Genomic DNA, 16,542 nt, shown 5'->3' on the forward strand with positions numbered 1-16,542 from the left:
CCTGTGCGGGACGAACCAGCAATCGGGTGCAGACGTTAAACCCCAACACAGGCATTGCTCTTTGGAGATTCAAAATGGCAAAAGGTAAATTCGAACGGACCAAGCCTCACGTCAACGTGGGCACAATCGGCCACGTGGACCATGGCAAGACGACGCTGACGGCAGCCATCGCTACCGTGCTGTCCGCCAAGTTCGGCGGCGAAGCCAAGGCATACGACCAGATCGATGCAGCGCCCGAAGAAAAGGCCCGCGGTATCACGATCAACACCGCCCACGTGGAATACGAAACGGCCAACCGCCACTACGCCCACGTGGACTGCCCTGGCCACGCCGACTATGTGAAGAACATGATCACCGGCGCAGCCCAGATGGACGGCGCTATCCTGGTGTGCTCGGCTGCTGACGGCCCCATGCCCCAGACCCGCGAGCACATCCTGCTGGCTCGCCAAGTGGGCGTGCCTTACATCATCGTGTTCCTGAACAAGTGCGACATGGTGGACGACGAAGAACTGCTCGAACTCGTCGAAATGGAAGTGCGCGAACTCCTGGACAAGTACGACTTCCCGGGCGACGACACCCCCATCATCCGTGGTTCTGCCAAGCTCGCCCTGGAAGGCGACAAGGGCAAGCTGGGTGAAGAAGCCATCATGAAGCTGGCTGAAGCGCTGGACACCTACATCCCCACGCCAGAGCGCGCTGTGGACGGTGCCTTCCTGATGCCCGTGGAAGACGTGTTCTCCATCTCCGGCCGTGGCACCGTGGTGACCGGTCGCGTTGAGCGCGGCATCATCAAGGTCGGCGAAGAAATCGAAATCGTCGGTATCCGCGACACGCAAAAGACCATCTGCACCGGCGTGGAAATGTTCCGCAAGCTGCTGGACCAAGGTCAAGCTGGCGACAACGTCGGCCTGCTGCTGCGCGGCACCAAGCGCGAAGATGTGGAGCGCGGCCAAGTGCTGTGCAAGCCCGGCTCGATCAAGCCCCACACCCACTTCACCGCTGAAGTGTATGTTCTGAGCAAGGACGAAGGCGGCCGTCACACGCCCTTCTTCAACAACTACCGCCCTCAGTTCTACTTCCGCACGACCGACGTGACCGGCGCCATCGAGCTGCCAGCCGATAAGGAAATGGTCATGCCTGGTGACAACGTGTCGATCACTGTGAAGCTGATCAACCCCATCGCCATGGAAGAAGGTCTGCGCTTCGCTATCCGCGAAGGCGGCCGTACCGTGGGCGCTGGCGTCGTGGCCAAGATCATTGCTTAATCCATAAGCAGAACAAGGAACTTGCCATGTCCAAGCAAAAAATCCGCATCCGCCTGAAGGCGTTTGACTACAAGCTGATCGACCAGTCCGCTGCCGAGATCGTTGACACCGCCAAGCGCACCGGCGCCATCGTCAAGGGCCCCGTGCCCCTGCCGACACGCATGAAGCGTTTCGACATCCTGCGCTCGCCGCACGTCAACAAGACCAGCCGCGACCAGCTCGAAATCCGCACGCACCAGCGTCTGATGGACATCGTGGACCCAACGGACAAGACCGTTGACGCCCTGATGAAGCTCGACCTGCCTGCTGGCGTGGACGTCGAAATCAAGCTGCAGTGATGTAGCGACGGCCGTTGTGAGGTGGGTCCGCCCGCCTTGCAGTGTCTGAAATAACGCGAACTTGCTTGAAAAAGCAGTTCGCGTTATACTTTAGGGCTTCGCTCAATTTGCGCCTGTTAAAAGGTGTGCATTGGCGGAGTTTTATTAACCTTCTTTCATACACGCGGGCGAGAGCTTGCGGAAACGCTGCAGCCAATTGAAGTTGTGGCGGTGAGAGTTTTGGAGAAAACCAATGAGTCTGAGCAACTCCCTCGGGTTGCTGGGTCGCAAAGTGGGCATGATGCGTCTGTTCACCGATGATGGGGACGCAGTGCCTGTCACGGTGGTGGATGTGTCCAACAACCGCGTTACCCAGGTCAAAACCCAAGAGAACGATGGCTACGTGGCCTTGCAGGTCACGTTTGGTTCGCGCAAAGCATCGCGCGTAACCAAGCCAGAAGCCGGCCACCTTGCCAAGGCAGGTGTGGAAGCCGGTGAAATCATCCAGGAATTCCGCGTCACTGCTGATACCGCTGGCAAATATGCCGCAGGTGCAGCTGTGCCCGTAACCGATGTGTTTGCCGTGGGCCAGAAGGTCGACGTGCAAGGCACTTCCATCGGTAAGGGTTACGCCGGTACCATCAAGCGTCACAACATGAGCTCGCAGCGCGCGTCGCACGGTAACAGCCGTTCGCACAACGTGCCTGGCTCGATCGGTATGGCACAAGACCCCGGTCGCGTGTTCCCCGGCAAGCGCATGACGGGCCACCTCGGCGATGTCACCAAGACCACGCAAAACCTCGATGTCATCCGCATCGACGAAGCGCGTCAACTGCTCTTGATCAAGGGCGCTATTCCGGGCTCCAAGGGTGGGTTCGTGACGGTGCGTCCAGCGGTCAAGGCCAAATCTTCCAAAGGAGCGAACTAATGCAGCTCGAACTCCTGAATGACCAAGGCCAAGGCGCGTCCAAGCTGGATGTTCCTGAAACCGTGTTCGGTCGTGAATACAACGAAGATCTGGTGCACCAGATCGTCGTGGCCTACCAGGCCAATGCACGCCAAGGCACTCGCGCCCAGAAGGACCGCGAGCAAGTCCGTCACTCGACCAAGAAGCCTTTCAAGCAAAAGGGTACGGGTAACGCACGTGCAGGTATGACTTCCTCGCCACTGTGGCGTGGGGGCGGTCGGATTTTCCCGAACATGCCTGACGAAAATTTCACGCAGAAGATCAACAAGAAGATGTACCGCGCCGGTATGTCTGCCATCTTGTCGCAGCTGGCCCGCGAAGGCCGTCTGGCTGTGGTCGACTCGCTGAAGCTTGACTCCCCCAAGACCAAGGTCCTGGCCGACAAGTTCAAGGCGATGAACCTGCAATCGGTGATGGTGATTGCCGACGAAGTGGACGAAAACCTGTACCTGGCTTCGCGCAATCTGGTGAACGTGCTCGTCGTTGAGCCCCGTTACGCCGATCCCGTGTCGCTGGTGCGTTTCAAGAAAGTGCTCGTCACCAAGGGTGCAATCGACAAACTCAAGGAGATGTTCGCATGAGCACACTCAAGTTTGACGAAGGTCGTCTGATGCAAGTGCTGGTCGCTCCCATCGTGTCCGAAAAGGCCACCATGGTTGCTGAAAAGTCCAATGCTGTGACGTTCAAGGTGCTGCAGAACGCAACCAAGCCAGAAATCAAGGCCGCTGTGGAATTGATGTTCAAGGTCGAGGTCAAGGGCGTCTCTGTGGTGAACACCAAAGGCAAGACCAAGCGTTTTGGCAAGACCATCGGCCGCCGCGACAACGTTCGCAAGGCATACGTCACGCTGCAACCAGGTCAAGAGCTGAACCTCTCCGGGGAGGCCGCGTAATCATGGCTGTCATCAAGATGAAACCCACTTCGCCCGGCCAACGTGCCGTGGTGAAGGTCACGCGTGACCACCTGTACAAGGGTGAAGCGTACGCCCCCCTGCTGGAGCCACAATTCCAGAAGGCCGGTCGTAACAACAACGGTCACATCACCACCCGCCACAAGGGCGGTGGCCACAAGCACCACTACCGTGTGGTGGACTTCAAGCGCAACAAGGACGGCATTCCGGCCAAGGTTGAGCGCATTGAGTACGACCCCAACCGTACGGCCCACATCGCTCTGGTGTGCTATGCCGACGGCGAGCGCCGCTACATCATCGCTCCCCGCAACCTGGAAGTGGGCGCAACCCTGCTGTCCGGTTCGGAAGCCCCGATCCGCGCTGGCAACACGCTGCCTATCCGCAACATCCCCGTGGGTTCGACCATCCACTGCATCGAGCTCAAGCCCGGTGCCGGTGCTCAGATCGCTCGCTCGGCTGGTGCTTCGGCAACGCTGCTGGCCCGTGAAGGCGTTTACGCTCAAGTGCGTATGCGCTCCGGCGAAGTGCGCAAGATCCACATCGAATGCCGCGCCACCATTGGTGAAGTGGCCAACGAAGAGCACAGCCTGCGCCAACTGGGCAAGGCCGGTGTGAAGCGCTGGATGGGTATTCGTCCTACGGTTCGCGGCGTGGCCATGAACCCTGTGGATCACCCTCACGGTGGTGGCGAAGGCCGCACCGGCGAAGGCCGCCATGCAGTCGATCCTTGGGGCAATCTGACCAAGGGTTATCGCACCCGTAACAACAAGCGCACACAGATCATGATCGTGTCGCGTCGCAAGAAGTAAGGGGTAACAGATGACTCGCTCTCTTAAAAAGGGTCCATTTGTTGACCATCACTTGCTGGCCAAGGTCGAAAAGGCCGTTGCCACCAAGGACAAGAAACCAGTCAAGACCTGGTCGCGTCGCTCCATGGTTCTGCCCGAGTTCATCGGTCTGACCATTGCCGTGCACAACGGCAAGCAGCACGTACCTGTCTATGTCACCGACCAGATGGTGGGCCACAAGCTGGGCGAATTCGCCCTGACGCGCACCTTCAAGGGTCACCCCGCTGACAAAAAAGCGAAGAAGTAAGGAACGACCATGTCTGAAACACGTGCAGTCCTCCGGGGCGTCCGTCTGTCGGTCGACAAGGGCCGTCTGGTCGCTGACCTGATCCGCGGCAAGAAGGTGGACCAGGCTCTGAACATCCTGAACTTCACGCAGAAAAAAGCTGCGGGAATCGTCAAGAAAGTTCTGGAGTCGGCTATCGCCAATGCCGAACACAACGATGGCGCTGACATCGACGAACTGAAGGTCAAGACCATCTACGTCGAACAAGGCACCACGCTCAAGCGCTTCACCGCGCGCGCCAAAGGCCGCGGCAACCGCATCAGCAAGCCCACGTGCCATGTGTACGTGACGGTTGGCAACTAAAGGCTCGGGAAGACTATGGGACAAAAAATCCATCCTACCGGCTTCCGCCTTGCGGTCAGCCGCAACTGGTCCAGCCGTTGGTACGCCAGCAACCGCGACTTCGCGGGCATGCTGGCCGAAGACATCAAGGTGCGTGAGTACCTGAAGGCCAAGTTGAAGAACGCGGCTGTGTCGCGCATCCTGATCGAGCGTCCAGCCAAGAACGCCCGCATCACCATTTACTCGGCACGTCCTGGTGTGGTGATCGGCAAGAAGGGTGAAGACATCGAGAACCTCAAGAAGGAACTCGCTCTGCGCCTGGGTGTGCCAGTGGCAGTCAACATCGAAGAAGTGCGCAAGCCCGAAATCGATGCCAAACTGATCGCCGACAGCATCACGCAACAGCTCGAAAAGCGGATCATGTTCCGCCGCGCCATGAAGCGTGCCATGCAGAACGCCATGCGTCTGGGTGCCCAGGGCATCAAGATCATGTCGTCCGGTCGTCTGAACGGTATCGAAATCGCTCGTTGCGAGTGGTACCGTGAAGGCCGCGTGCCACTTCACACGCTGCGCGCCGACATCGACTACGGTACCTCTGAAGCCAAAACCACCTACGGTGTGATCGGCGTCAAGGTCTGGGTCTACAAGGGCGATACGCTGGGTCGTAACGACCTGCCTGCCGTGGAAACCCCACGTCCAGACGAAGAACGCCGCCCACGCGGTCCACGCCGTGACGGCCGCCCAGGTGGCGATCGTCCAGGCGCAGGCCGTGGCCCACGTCGTCCAGTCGGTGGTAACACCGCTCCGGCCGACGGCAGCGACAAGCCAGTGGAAGCTGGTGGCGCTGATAACACCGCCGTTAAGCGCGTACGCAAAGTCGCCGCGCCCGCTACAGCAGCGGACGGAAAAGGAGAATAAGTATGCTGCAACCTGCTCGCCGCAAGTACCGCAAGGAGCAAAAGGGCCGTAATACCGGTGTCGCAACGCGGGGTGCCTCCGTTGCGTTCGGTGATTTCGGTCTGAAGTGCACCGATCGTGGCCGTCTCACGGCCCGCCAGATCGAAGCTGCACGCCGTGCGATTTCCCGTCACGTCAAGCGTGGCGGCCGTATCTGGATCCGCGTGTTCCCGGACAAGCCAATCTCTACCAAGCCCGCAGAAGTGCGTATGGGTAACGGTAAGGGCAACCCCGAGTACTACGTGGCCGAAATCCAGCCCGGCAAGATCGTTTTCGAGATCGTCGGTGTGCCTGAAGAACTGGCCCGCGAAGCGTTCCGCCTGGCTGCAGCCAAGCTGCCGCTGCGCACCACGTTTGTCAGTCGTCACCTTGGCGCTTAATTCAGGAGAACAAGCAATGAAGACTACTGAACTTCGCCAAAAAGACGTCGCCGGTATCGAAGCCGAAATCAAGGCGCTGCAAAAGGCCCACTTCGGCCTGCGCATGCAAAAGGCTACGCAGCAATTGGCTAACACCAACACGCTGCGCACCACCCGCCGCGATATCGCCCGTGCAAAGACCATTCTTGCTGAAAAGCAAGCCGCCAAGTAAGGAGCCCACATGACGGAACCTAAAAAATCCCTCAAGCGCACCTTGGTTGGCAAGGTGGTCAGCGACAAGCGTCAAAAGACTGTGACCGTGCTGGTCGAGCGCCGTGTGAAGCACGAGCTCTACGGCAAGATCGTTGCGAAGTCGAGCAAGTACCACGCCCATGATGAGAATGGCGAGTACAAGCTGGGCGACGTGATCGAAATTACCGAAAGCCGTCCGCTCTCCAAGACCAAGAACTGGGTGGCTACCCGCTTGGTGCAAAAGGCCGGTCTGCTGTAAATCAGCATCCCATTGCCCCGGGGTCAAGACCCCGGACGGCAAAGCCTTTCAAAACGACCCACAATGTGGGTCGTTTTGCTTTGTGGACCACTTTTTTAGGACTCAGGCAAATCGGGATGCGGCATCAACTCGCTTTGGCGTGAGTCGCTTGTCTGAGCCTTGTTTTGCGCACGTCATGTTGTGTTGGCGGTGCGGGGCACTTCGCGTATCCAATCCCATTCATCCCGCTATCCATTCCACCATCCCAAGGAGATAACAATGATCAAAGTCGGTGACACCCTGCCTGCCAGCACGCTCATGGAATATTCGGAAGTCGAGGGCGAAGGCTGCAGCATCGGCCCGAACCCTGTGCCTGTAGACAAGGCTACGGCTGGCAAGACGATTGCCCTGTTTGCATTGCCCGGAGCGTTTACGCCCACCTGCTCGGCCAAGCATGTGCCAGGCTATGTGGAAAAGGCCGCCGAGTTCAAGGCCGCAGGTGTGGATGAGATCTGGTGCGTGAGCGTGAACGACGCCTTTGTCATGGGCGCATGGGCGCGTGACCAGAAGACCGATGGCAAGGTCCGCATGTTGGGCGACGGCGACGCCACTTTCGCCAAGGCCACCGGTCTGACGCTGGATCTGACGGGCAAGGGCCTGGGTCTGCGCAGCAACCGTTATTCGATGCTGGTGCGCGACGGCAAGGTGGTCACCCTCAATGTGGAAGCCCCGGGCAAATTTGAAGTGAGCGACGCTGACACGCTGCTCCAGCAAGCCCAAAAGGCTTGAGTTCGGCGTTAACCGGCTGCGTCGAGTTGCTCCCTGCGATGTGAGGCGTTCTGGTTTGAGTCGGCTGCCGGGGTCGCCATTTCCGTGGCGAGAACCGGCGAAGCGGGCCATAGAAGTGATCCCGTGAAGGTCTTGAGCGGGGTCTAAAGCTCCTTGGAAAATGTGATGGCATGGAGCAGCCGCTGCAGCTTCGCTCTGCGTGTCGGCGCCAGCCATTGACTGGCCCATTGGATCTCGCCGGTCAGCCGGGCCCGTTCGCTGATGTCCACCTGGGGCTGTTGGCCCAGCCGGTGCAGGCGGGCCTTGAGGATGTCGAACTGTGTGCGGCTGTAGTTGGCGCGCTCGTTGACCACCAGTCCCGTCACATACTGCCGCTGGTGCGCTGGCATCACGCGGGTCTTGTCCGCGCGCAGGGTGAATCCTTCGTGCTGGGCAATGGCGGTCACCCAGGCGCGCAAGTCCACCCACTGCTGGTGCAGCGCCTTTGAACCTGAAAACACCAGGTCGTCGGCATAGCGTGTGTAGCGCGCGCCAAAGCGCTCTGCCAGGGCGTTCAGCCGCAGGTCCAGCCCGAAGGCGCACAGATTTGCCAAGGCGGGCGACGTGGGCGCACCCTGCGGCAAATGGGGCTGTTTCAGGCGCGTGCTGATGGCACGGCGCTGCGCGATGGCCTCCCGCGGCAGGGGGGCTGCTTCCAGCAATCGTTCCCGGATGGCCTGAGGGGTTCGCGTGGTGGTCAGCCGCGTGAGCAGCTCGGCGGCCGGGCGACCATGGCCCAGTGCCCGCCACAGCGCGCGCACGCGGGTGGCCGTGATGCACATGAAGAAATCGGCCAGGTCAAACCGTATCACCACAGCCTGCTGGGTGTGGACCTGTGCGTGGGTGCCCACGCCGTGGCCGCGCACAAAGCCATGCGCGGCCTCGTGCACGGGCACGCCAGCCAGCAGGCTGTCCAGAATGCGGCGCTGCGTGCTGGCCAGGCGCGGGCGGGGCGCCTCCAGCAGGCGCAGCCCACCGCTGGGCTTGGGCAGCAAGCGGTAGCGATAGTGCGAAAGGGGCAGGGCATGGCCCCCGTCCTGGCGTTCGCGCCAGTGCGCATGCTCGGGCGCGAGCCACAGGAGGTCATCCAGCGAAACGGCCAGGGCCTCGGTTACGTCGGTGGCGGCCAGCAGCACGGGCGTGGTGCGCTCACGGCCCATCCATGCGGGGTGCGCGCCTGCCGTGGCGGAGCGCAGCAGCCAGTGCAACGGCTCCCCGGTGCGTGGGCTGGCGGCCCAGGTGCGGAAAGCCCGGGCGAGTTGGGGGTCGGGCCATTGGTGCAAAGGCAGGGCTGGTTCGGCGTTTTCATCGTCGTCGCCCACCAGCTCGTCCCAGGCGTCCTGGTCTTTTTCCTCCTGCTGGCTGAAGGTCGTCGTAAGCGACTGCAGGGTGGCGCCATTGCGCAGCCCCGCTTTGCGCCACCAGACACCCCAGCACAGCCAGGTGGCCACGTCCTCAGGCTCCAGCCGCGCCCATTCGGCCCCGGACGCGTGGGACAGGCGGCGCAGCTGTTCGAACAACGGCGGGGACAGTGGAACGGGGCTGTCCGCCAGGGTCGCGTTGTTACCCAGGCAGGCACCTGCGCGCGCTGCCAGTGCCTGGAGGGTGCGACGCTCCGGCTCCCGTGCATCGGCCAGCACCGCCATGGCCAGCGCCTTGGCCAGTGCGCGTGTACGGGCTGGAGTCTTCGTCACGAAGCTGCGAAATGTAGTAAGTTGGCCCGGTGCCAACCTGCGGGTTGGGTGCGAACTGCGCGCCACGGGTGGCGGGAGGTTCGCGCGCCGCGATGGACGCGTTGGAAGACAACACCGTGGGGCTGCCCCACGGCTCGATCCTGATCAACAGGCTCGAAGTGCTTGGCACCGGGCCGGTCTGATTCTATAGCTGCTATAAATTTAATAGCTATTGACGCAATATCAGTGAGCGCCAGGCACCAAAAACTCAAGAAATATCAACCTTGAGGTAGTGCGCCCCCGCAATGGGGTTGTGGTAGTAGGGTGGAATCTCTTCAAAGCCCAGGTCGGTGTACAGCGCCCGGGCCGATTCCATGTCGTCGAGCGTGTCGAGCAGCACGCAGGCGTAACCCGCCTGGCGCGCCCGGTCGAGCATGGCCTCCGCGAGTTCGCGGCCCAGGCCGAAGCCCCGGAAGGCTTTGCGCACGTACAGCCGCTTCATTTCGCTCGCGTTCGGGTAGTCGGCCGTATCCAGTGGCCGAAGGGCGCAGCAGCCGGCAATCGCCCCTTCGACCTGGGCCAGCAGCAGTGCGCCGCGCGGCGGGCCGTAGTCGCCGGGCAGGCCCGCGAGTTCGGTCTCGAAGTCCTGGAAACACAGGTCTACGCCGAGGGTGTCGGCGTACTCCCGGAAGATGGTGCGGACCGCTTCCATCTCAGCGGGCGAGGTGGGGGTCAGCAGGGTGACGGAAGGCTTGTCCAAAACGCAGTAGTTCAAAACAGCGGAAGCCGCAGTGTAGCGAGTCTGGCTAGAACCCCGCCGCTGCCCCCAGAGAGGACACCCACCAGGCCAGCGCGGCACTGAGGGCCAGCACCACCAGCGCCACGGCCCGGCTGGTCAAGTCGTCGCGAGACGGCGTGGCCGGGGCGGGCAGCAGCTTGTCGCCCTGCAGCATGGGCCGGACGAGGCGTTGGCGGCGAACCAGCACATAGAAAATGATGGCGATCAGGTGCAACCCCACCAGCCCCAGCACCAGGTACTGGCCAATTTCCTTGTGGTAGCCCGTGGCCTGGCCGACCACTGCATTCGACACAAACCGGGTGAGCGGGCCAGCGAAGGCGATCTCGTCATCACTCAGCAAACCGGTGGCCACCTGGGCCACCAGCACGGCCAGCAGCGCAAAGACCGACAGGGCGCCCAGTGGGCTGTGGCCAATGCTGTCTTCGGCGTGGGCTGAGCCGCGCAGATACCGCAGCACCCGCATCGGGGAGTACAGAAAACTCGTGAAGCGCGACCAGCGCCCGCCCATCAGCCCCCAGACCATGCGGAACACCAGCAGCGCCAACACGCCGTACCCCAGCCGGAAATGCCATTCCATGGCGTTGCCCCCCACCTTGGCGGTGATGACCAGGCCCACGACGCTCGCGGCCAGCGCCCAGTGGAAGATGCGGGTGGGAAGGTCCCAGATGCGTACGGAGTGTTGCGTCATGGCGGCGGGGCAGGGTGGTTGGACGAAGGGTGGTGGGCCGCATTGTGAAGGAGGCGGGGTCAACCCGAAAGAGCATGCCCGCTGCGAAATGGGCGGTAAAACGGCATACTTGCCCCGGGCTCTCAGAGCCTGTCCACCCCACGAAAAAGGAATCTCCCTATGAAAGCACTTGCCGCGTTCGCCCTTGCCGCCGCTACGCTGACCTTGTCCGCACCGGCCTCTGCCCAGTTCGCCAAGGCGGAAGACGCCATCAAATACCGCCAGAGCGCGCTGTTTGTGATGGGCCAGCACTTTGGCCGCCTTGGGGCCATGGCCAATGGCCGTATCCCGTTCGACGCCAAGGCCGCGCAGGAGAACGCGGACGTGGTGGCGCAGATGGCCAAGCTGCCCTGGGCGGGATTTGGCGCGGGCACCGACAAGGGCGCGCCCACCAAGGCATTGCCTGAAATCTGGACCGAACAGGCCAAGTTCAAGGAGCATTCCGACAAGCTCGAAGCCGAATCCGTCAAGCTGGCCGCTGCGGCCAAGACGGGCAACCTGGACAACCTCAAGACCGCATTCGGCGCGGCCGCTGGCACCTGCAAGGCCTGCCACGACAATTACCGCGCGAAATAGGGTACATCCCCCTGAGCGGCTGCGCCGCTTCCCCCTTCTCTCTACGCGCTACGCGCTCCGGGAAGGGGGACGACGCCAGCGCGGCGGGGCGGCCCTTGCGCGGCGTCCGCTCCTCTGGGCAACGCCAGTTTCAGATGCCATTCGCAAAATTGATAGCTGCTGGCGCTTTATCCATAAGCGCAAGAGGCCGATTTCTTACGAAATCGGCCTCTTGTTTTTGAAGGTGTTGTGGTGGCTCAGGTTTCTGCCAGCAGCTTCTCGATGAGCTGGTGCAGTTCGGGGAAATTCGGGGCACCTACATAGGTCTTCACAATCTCCCCACGCTTGTTCACGATGAAGGTCGATGGCGTGAGCCGCACATCGCCCCAGGCCTGGGCCACCTTGCCAGTGTTGTCGATCGCCACCTTGAAGGGCAGTTTGCGGGTTTCGGCAAAGTTCACCACGTAGCTGGGCGGGTCGTAGCTCATGGCCACGGCGAGCGTGTCGAAGCCTTTGGCGTGGTACTTGTTGTAGGTGGCCACGATCTCGGGCATTTCGGCCACGCAGGTGGTGCAGCTGGTGGCCCAGAAATTCACCAGCGTGACCTTGCCGCGCAGATCGGCGGTGGATTGGCTCGTGCCGTTTAGCAACACGAAGGTGGATTCCGGTGCCGCAGAGCGGCCTGTATCCAGGTACACATAGGCACCCACGGCCGCAAATGCTGCCACTGCCACCCCTGCCGCCCAATGCTTGATCGCCATGACTTGTCCATTCATCCTGAAACTGTGGCCCCTGTGGGTACCCGGGCCTGCAACCGGCATTGTGCCGGACCTGCCCTAACAACAACGCCTGTCTTCACGGGTGGCCCGCAGGCCCAACTTGGGATGGAGTCGGCTTGGCGGGCAAAAGTTCGCCCGCAGGGGATGCAGCCTGTTGATCTGGGTCACTGTGCCGATAATCGACCGATGAACTGGACACCAACCCGGGCTGCTGCCCTGCCACCGTTGCTGTGGCTGCTCGTGGGCTGCAGCCCTGCACTGAACTGGCGCAGCGTGCCTTTGCCCGAGGCCGGCATCACCATCACCTTGCCTTGCAAGCCTGACCAGGCCACGCGCACGGTTGAACTGGCGGGGGTGCCCGTCGAGCTGTCCATGGCGGGCTGCGATGCCGACGGCGCCACATTTGCCGTGTCGCATGCGGCCCTGGCAGACCCTGCCCAAGCGGGCGCTGCCCTGCGGCACTGGCGGGCCGCTGTGGTCGCCAACCTCGGCGCGGGCGCCGCAGCCACGGCGGCTGATACGCCGTATGCCCCCAAGGGTGCACTGCCCCTGCCGCAGTCGGTGCGCACCGTGGTGCAAGGCCAGCGTGCCGATGGCAGCCCCGTGTTTGCCCAGGGCGTGTGGTTTGCGCGCGCTGCGGGGCCGCAGATGCGTCTGTACCACGCGGTGGTTTACACGGGCAAGCCCCGCCCCGAGTTGGCCGACCAGTTCTTTGCAGGGATGGTGCTCCAATGACCGGGCATGCAGTGCTGCCCAGGCGGGCAGCGGTCATCGTTTTTCTGGCCTTTGCCTTCGCCTACTTCCTGTCGGCGCTGGTGCGGGCGGTTACGGCCACGCTGGCGCCCACACTGGCGCAGGAGTTTTCGCTGCAGGCCAGCGACCTGGGCTTGCTTGCGGGCGGGTACTTTCTGGGCTTTGCGGCCACGCAGCTGCCGCTGGGCACCTGGCTGGACCGGCATGGCCCGCGCAAGGTGGCGCTGGGATTTCTGGGCGTGGCCGTGGTGGGCAGCCTGGTGTTTTCGGTGGCGACGGGGTTTTCGGGCCTGCTGGCCGGGCGTGTGTTGTGTGGCGCAGGGGTCAGCGCCTGCCTGATGGCGCCGCTCACGGGCTATAGGCGCTGGTTTGAGCCCACTGCGCAGATGCGCGCCAACTCCTGGATGCTGATGACGGGCTCGCTGGGCATGGTGGCGTCCACGCTGCCTGTGCAGTGGGCACTGCCTTTGGTGGGGTGGCGGCCGCTGTTCTGGGGGTTGGCGGCGCTGATCGCGCTGTCGATGGTGGTGATTGCCGTTTGGGTGCCCGGCTGGGCGGCGGGCACACCGGGCGCGGGCGGTGGTGGTGGTGATGCCACGGCGGAGCGCGGCCCCAGCGGTGTCACTGTGCCACCGGGCTATGCGATGGTGTGGCGCCACCCGTATTTCCAGCGCCTGGCGCCCCTGGGCTTCTTTGTGTACGGCGGCATGGTGGCCATGCAGACGCTATGGGCAGGCCCATGGATGCAGCGGGTGGCGGGCTACTCGCCGCTGGAGGCTGCCACGGGGCTGTTCTGGATCAACGTGGCCATGCTCTGCACGTTCTGGACCTGGGGCATGGTCAACCCTTGGCTGCTGCGCAAGGGGCTGGGAGCCGACCGGCTGATGGCTGCGGGCTTGCCGCTGTGCCTGGTGGTGTTGCTGGGCATCATTCTGGCGGGGCCGCAGGCGGGAGGCGGTGCCTGGGCGCTGTTTTGTGTGTCGTGCACGTTTGTGTCGCTGTCGCAGCCTGCGGTGGCCATGGCGTTCCCGCAGGCGCTGGCGGGGCGCGCGCTGTCAGCCTACAACCTGGTGATTTTTGCGGGCGTGTTTGTGGTGCAGTGGGGCATTGGCCTGGGGGTGGACGCCTTTGCCGCGGCCGGCCTGTCCACGGTGCAGTCGTTCCAGGCCGCGATGGCGGTGTACCTGGCGTGCAACGCGGTCGCCTACGCGTGGTTCCTGCTGCAGGGGCGGCGCCATAATGTGTTGCAAACCACCACGCCATGAGCACCACCAGCATCCTCATCATTGCCCACGCCCCGTTGGCCCATGCACTGCGCGAATGTGCGCTGCATGTGTTTCCCGACTGCGGCGACAACGTGGCCGCTCTCGACGTGCAGCCCAACCAGCCGCCCGAAGAGTCGCTGGCGCAGGCCCGCATCATGCTGCAGCAACTGGGCGCAGATTCCACCCTGGTGCTCACCGACGTGTTTGGTGCCACCCCCTGCAACGTGGCGCAGCGCGTGATCGAGAACGTGCGCTCGCGCCTGGTGACGGGGGTCAACCTGCCCATGCTGCTGCGGGCCGTGAGCTACCGCCACGAACCCCTCGACGCGGTGGTCACCCGCGCCGTGGTGGGGGGCACCCAGGGCGTGATGCAGGTGGCCATCTCCGCGCCGCAGAACCAGAACACCCGTAATCGACATGATCAAGACACGTACGACCATCAGCAATAAATTGGGCCTGCATGCCCGCGCTTCGGCCAAGCTGACCAAGCTGGCTGGCAGCTTCCCCTGTGAGGTTTTCATGAGCCGTGGCGACCGCCGCATCAACGCCAAGAGCATCATGGGCGTGATGATGCTGGCCGCCGGCATGGGCACTGAGGTGGAGATTGAAACCAACGGGGATCGTGAACAGGAGGCCATGGATGCCCTGCTGGCCTTGATTGCCGACAAATTTGGTGAGGGTGAATGACTTTTTCCGTCCACGGTCTCGCAGTCGCTCGCGGCATTGCCATCGGCCGTGCCGTGCTGGTGGCGTCCAGCCGTGTGGACGTGGCGCACTATTTTGTGAAGCCAGAACAGGTCGAGGGCGAGATTGAGCGGGTGCGCAACGGCCGCAATGCCGTGGTCGAGGAACTGCAGCGCCTGCAGACCGACATGCCCGCCGATGCGCCGCATGAGCTGACCGCGCTGCTCGACGTGCACCTGATGCTGCTGCAGGACGAGGCCCTCACGGGCGGCGTCAAGCACTGGATCACCGAGCGCCTGTACAACGCCGAGTGGGCGTTGACCACGCAGCTTGAAGTCATCGCGCGCCAGTTCGACGAGATGGAGGATGAGTACCTGCGCGAGCGCAAGGCTGACCTGGAACAGGTGGTCGAGCGCATCCTGCGCTACATGAAGGGCGTGGCCAGCCCCGTGGCGCCGCCGGTCAGCAGCCCGCGCCGCCACAAGCAACTGGGCCTGCAGCAAGACCTGCTGCTCGACGACACGGTGGACGTGCCCCTGGTGCTGGTAGCGCACGACCTCTCGCCCGCCGACATGCTGCAGTTCAAGCAAAGCGTGTTCGCCGGCTTCGTCACTGACGTGGGCGGCAAGACATCGCACACCGCCATCGTGGCGCGCAGCATGGACATCCCGGCCGTGGTCGGTGCGCGCGCCGCCAGTCAGCTGGTGCGGCAGGACGACTGGGTCATCATCGACGGCGATGCAGGTGTGGTCATTGTCGATCCGTCGCCCATCATCCTGGCCGAATACGGCTTTCGCCAGCGCCAGGTGGAGCTCGAGCGCGAGCGGCTGGCCCGGCTGCGCCACACCCCTGCCATCACCATCGACGGCCACAAGATCGAGCTGCTGGCCAACATCGAACAACCCGGCGACGCGGCCACCGCAGTGCGCGCCGGGGCCGTGGGCGTGGGCCTGTTCCGCAGCGAATTCCTGTTCATGGGCAAGACGGGCAACCTGCCCGGCGAGGACGAGCAGTACCGCGCCTATTGCGAGGCCATTGACGGCATGCAGGGCCTGCCCGTCACCATCCGCACCATCGATGTGGGCGCTGACAAGCCGCTGGACCACAAGAGCCACAAGGACAACTACCTGAACCCCGCGCTGGGCCTGCGCGCCATCCGCTGGAGCCTGGCCGACCCGGCCATGTTCCGCACCCAGCTGCGCGCTGTGCTGCGTGCGGCGGCGCATGGCAAGGTCAACCTGCTGTTCCCCATGCTGGCGCACACGCACGAAATTCAGCAGACGCTCGCCCAGGTGGACCTGGCCCGGGGTGAGCTGGATGCGCGTGGCGAACCCTACGGCCCGGTGCAGCTGGGCGCAATGATCGAGGTGCCCGCCGCCGCGCTCATGGTGCGCACCTTCCTCAAGTACTTCGACTTTCTCTCCATCGGCACCAATGACCTGATCCAGTACACCCTGGCCATCGACCGTGCCGACGAGGCTGTGGCCCATCTGTACGACCCGCTGCACCCCGCCGTGCTGCGCCTGGTGGGCGACGTGATCGCCGAGGGGGAGCGCCAGGGCAAGAGCGTGTGCGTGTGTGGCGAGACGGCGGGCGATGTGACCATGACGCGGCTGCTGTTGGGCCTGGGCCTGCGCAGCTTCTCCATGCACCCCGCGCAGATCCTGGCTGTGAAGCAGGAGGTGCTGCGCGCTGACACGCGCAAGCTGGCGCCCTGGGCGCAGCAGGTGCTGGAGGGCGACGAACCTGCGGCGTTGCTGAGCTCTTGAGCGATAGGTTTTGCTCTTAAAATAATAGC

23 protein-coding genes are annotated in these 16,542 nt (G+C 63.0%); 19 read left to right on the top strand and 4 right to left on the bottom strand.

Annotated elements, in window-relative coordinates; genetic code table 11:
- Positions 1-74 precede the first annotated feature (74 nt).
- The 13 genes from tuf to ACT89O_RS02070 all read left to right on the top strand — a co-directional run bounded on the left by tuf (position 75) and on the right by ACT89O_RS02070 (position 7,470).
- Positions 75-1,265: an elongation factor Tu gene (gene tuf / locus ACT89O_RS02010; RefSeq protein ID WP_056642984.1), complete on the top strand. Its 1,191-nt coding sequence runs from the start codon at positions 75-77 to the stop codon at positions 1,263-1,265.
- 26 nt (positions 1,266-1,291) lie between these two features.
- Positions 1,292-1,603, top strand: a complete 312-nt coding sequence (rpsJ, locus tag ACT89O_RS02015) for a 30S ribosomal protein S10 (protein WP_005796953.1) — start codon at positions 1,292-1,294, stop codon at positions 1,601-1,603.
- A gap of 232 nt (positions 1,604-1,835) precedes the next feature.
- On the top strand, positions 1,836-2,510 hold the full coding sequence (rplC, locus tag ACT89O_RS02020) for a 50S ribosomal protein L3 (RefSeq protein WP_055394981.1): 675 nt from the start codon (positions 1,836-1,838) through the stop codon (positions 2,508-2,510).
- Complete coding sequence (gene rplD, locus ACT89O_RS02025; RefSeq protein WP_008906425.1) at positions 2,510-3,130, top strand: 50S ribosomal protein L4; 621 nt, start codon at positions 2,510-2,512, stop codon at positions 3,128-3,130. Before rplC ends, rplD begins: the two co-directional genes overlap by 1 nt.
- Positions 3,127-3,441, top strand: coding sequence for a 50S ribosomal protein L23 (gene rplW, locus ACT89O_RS02030; protein WP_010467173.1), 315 nt, complete (start codon positions 3,127-3,129; stop codon positions 3,439-3,441). Before rplD ends, rplW begins: the two co-directional genes overlap by 4 nt.
- 2 nt (positions 3,442-3,443) lie before the next feature.
- Complete coding sequence (gene rplB / locus ACT89O_RS02035) at positions 3,444-4,268, top strand: 50S ribosomal protein L2 (protein WP_010467175.1); 825 nt, start codon at positions 3,444-3,446, stop codon at positions 4,266-4,268.
- Positions 4,269-4,278: 10 nt separating this feature from the next.
- Positions 4,279-4,554: a 30S ribosomal protein S19 gene (rpsS, locus tag ACT89O_RS02040; protein WP_010467177.1), complete on the top strand. Its 276-nt coding sequence runs from the start codon at positions 4,279-4,281 to the stop codon at positions 4,552-4,554.
- 9 nt (positions 4,555-4,563) lie between these two features.
- Positions 4,564-4,896 carry a 50S ribosomal protein L22 gene (rplV, locus tag ACT89O_RS02045; RefSeq protein WP_007847806.1) on the top strand — a complete coding sequence of 111 codons (333 nt, stop codon included), beginning with the start codon at positions 4,564-4,566 and terminating at the stop codon, positions 4,894-4,896.
- A 15-nt stretch (positions 4,897-4,911) separates the two neighbouring features.
- Positions 4,912-5,793: a 30S ribosomal protein S3 gene (gene rpsC / locus ACT89O_RS02050; protein ID WP_055394983.1), complete on the top strand. Its 882-nt coding sequence runs from the start codon at positions 4,912-4,914 to the stop codon at positions 5,791-5,793.
- A gap of 2 nt (positions 5,794-5,795) precedes the next feature.
- Positions 5,796-6,212, top strand: a complete 417-nt coding sequence (gene rplP, locus ACT89O_RS02055; RefSeq protein WP_015012190.1) for a 50S ribosomal protein L16 — start codon at positions 5,796-5,798, stop codon at positions 6,210-6,212.
- Positions 6,213-6,228: 16 nt separating this feature from the next.
- Positions 6,229-6,423: a 50S ribosomal protein L29 gene (gene rpmC, locus ACT89O_RS02060; RefSeq protein ID WP_055394985.1), complete on the top strand. Its 195-nt coding sequence runs from the start codon at positions 6,229-6,231 to the stop codon at positions 6,421-6,423.
- Between the two features lie 9 nt (positions 6,424-6,432).
- Positions 6,433-6,702 (top strand): 30S ribosomal protein S17, encoded by a 270-nt coding sequence (rpsQ, locus tag ACT89O_RS02065; protein WP_055394987.1) that lies wholly within the window; start codon positions 6,433-6,435, stop codon positions 6,700-6,702.
- Between the two features lie 258 nt (positions 6,703-6,960).
- Positions 6,961-7,470: a peroxiredoxin gene (locus tag ACT89O_RS02070; protein WP_055394989.1), complete on the top strand. Its 510-nt coding sequence runs from the start codon at positions 6,961-6,963 to the stop codon at positions 7,468-7,470.
- 143 nt (positions 7,471-7,613) lie between these two features.
- On the opposite strand, the gene ACT89O_RS02075 is transcribed toward ACT89O_RS02070, so the two are convergent.
- The 3 genes from ACT89O_RS02075 to ACT89O_RS02085 form a co-directional block, all read right to left on the bottom strand.
- On the bottom strand, positions 7,614-8,504 hold the full coding sequence (locus ACT89O_RS02075) for a reverse transcriptase family protein (RefSeq protein ID WP_487262807.1): 891 nt from the start codon (positions 8,502-8,504) through the stop codon (positions 7,614-7,616).
- Positions 8,505-9,450: 946 nt separating this feature from the next.
- The gene (locus tag ACT89O_RS02080) at positions 9,451-9,942 is read right to left on the bottom strand and encodes a GNAT family N-acetyltransferase (protein ID WP_121422003.1); all 492 of its coding nucleotides are present in this window, start codon (positions 9,940-9,942) and stop codon (positions 9,451-9,453) included.
- 46 nt (positions 9,943-9,988) lie between these two features.
- Complete coding sequence (locus ACT89O_RS02085; RefSeq protein ID WP_176887951.1) at positions 9,989-10,669, bottom strand: cytochrome b/b6 domain-containing protein; 681 nt, start codon at positions 10,667-10,669, stop codon at positions 9,989-9,991.
- A 159-nt stretch (positions 10,670-10,828) separates the two neighbouring features.
- Here ACT89O_RS02085 and ACT89O_RS02090 point away from each other — a divergent pair, with 159 nt between their 5' ends.
- Positions 10,829-11,284, top strand: coding sequence for a c-type cytochrome (locus ACT89O_RS02090; RefSeq protein ID WP_055394996.1), 456 nt, complete (start codon positions 10,829-10,831; stop codon positions 11,282-11,284).
- A gap of 236 nt (positions 11,285-11,520) precedes the next feature.
- Here ACT89O_RS02090 and ACT89O_RS02095 read toward each other — a convergent pair whose 3' ends face one another.
- Positions 11,521-12,024, bottom strand: coding sequence for a peroxiredoxin family protein (locus ACT89O_RS02095; RefSeq protein ID WP_121422005.1), 504 nt, complete (start codon positions 12,022-12,024; stop codon positions 11,521-11,523).
- Between the two features lie 204 nt (positions 12,025-12,228).
- Here ACT89O_RS02095 and ACT89O_RS02100 point away from each other — a divergent pair, with 204 nt between their 5' ends.
- Genes ACT89O_RS02100 through ptsP form a run of 5 tightly spaced genes read left to right on the top strand, consistent with a single transcriptional unit; the run spans position 12,229 to position 16,513 of the window.
- Positions 12,229-12,777, top strand: coding sequence for a hypothetical protein (locus tag ACT89O_RS02100; RefSeq protein ID WP_487261680.1), 549 nt, complete (start codon positions 12,229-12,231; stop codon positions 12,775-12,777).
- Positions 12,774-14,060: an MFS transporter gene (locus ACT89O_RS02105; protein WP_431151596.1), complete on the top strand. Its 1,287-nt coding sequence runs from the start codon at positions 12,774-12,776 to the stop codon at positions 14,058-14,060. Before ACT89O_RS02100 ends, ACT89O_RS02105 begins: the two co-directional genes overlap by 4 nt.
- Positions 14,057-14,509 carry a PTS sugar transporter subunit IIA gene (locus tag ACT89O_RS02110; RefSeq protein ID WP_055395004.1) on the top strand — a complete coding sequence of 151 codons (453 nt, stop codon included), beginning with the start codon at positions 14,057-14,059 and terminating at the stop codon, positions 14,507-14,509. Before ACT89O_RS02105 ends, ACT89O_RS02110 begins: the two co-directional genes overlap by 4 nt.
- A complete protein-coding gene (locus ACT89O_RS02115) occupies positions 14,478-14,747 on the top strand; it encodes an HPr family phosphocarrier protein (RefSeq protein ID WP_055395006.1) in 270 nt (89 codons plus the stop codon). Before ACT89O_RS02110 ends, ACT89O_RS02115 begins: the two co-directional genes overlap by 32 nt.
- On the top strand, positions 14,744-16,513 hold the full coding sequence (gene ptsP, locus ACT89O_RS02120) for a phosphoenolpyruvate--protein phosphotransferase (RefSeq protein WP_055395009.1): 1,770 nt from the start codon (positions 14,744-14,746) through the stop codon (positions 16,511-16,513). Before ACT89O_RS02115 ends, ptsP begins: the two co-directional genes overlap by 4 nt.
- The last annotated feature ends 29 nt before the right edge of the window (positions 16,514-16,542 follow it).

The organism is Acidovorax sp. NN32 (genome assembly GCF_057597245.1).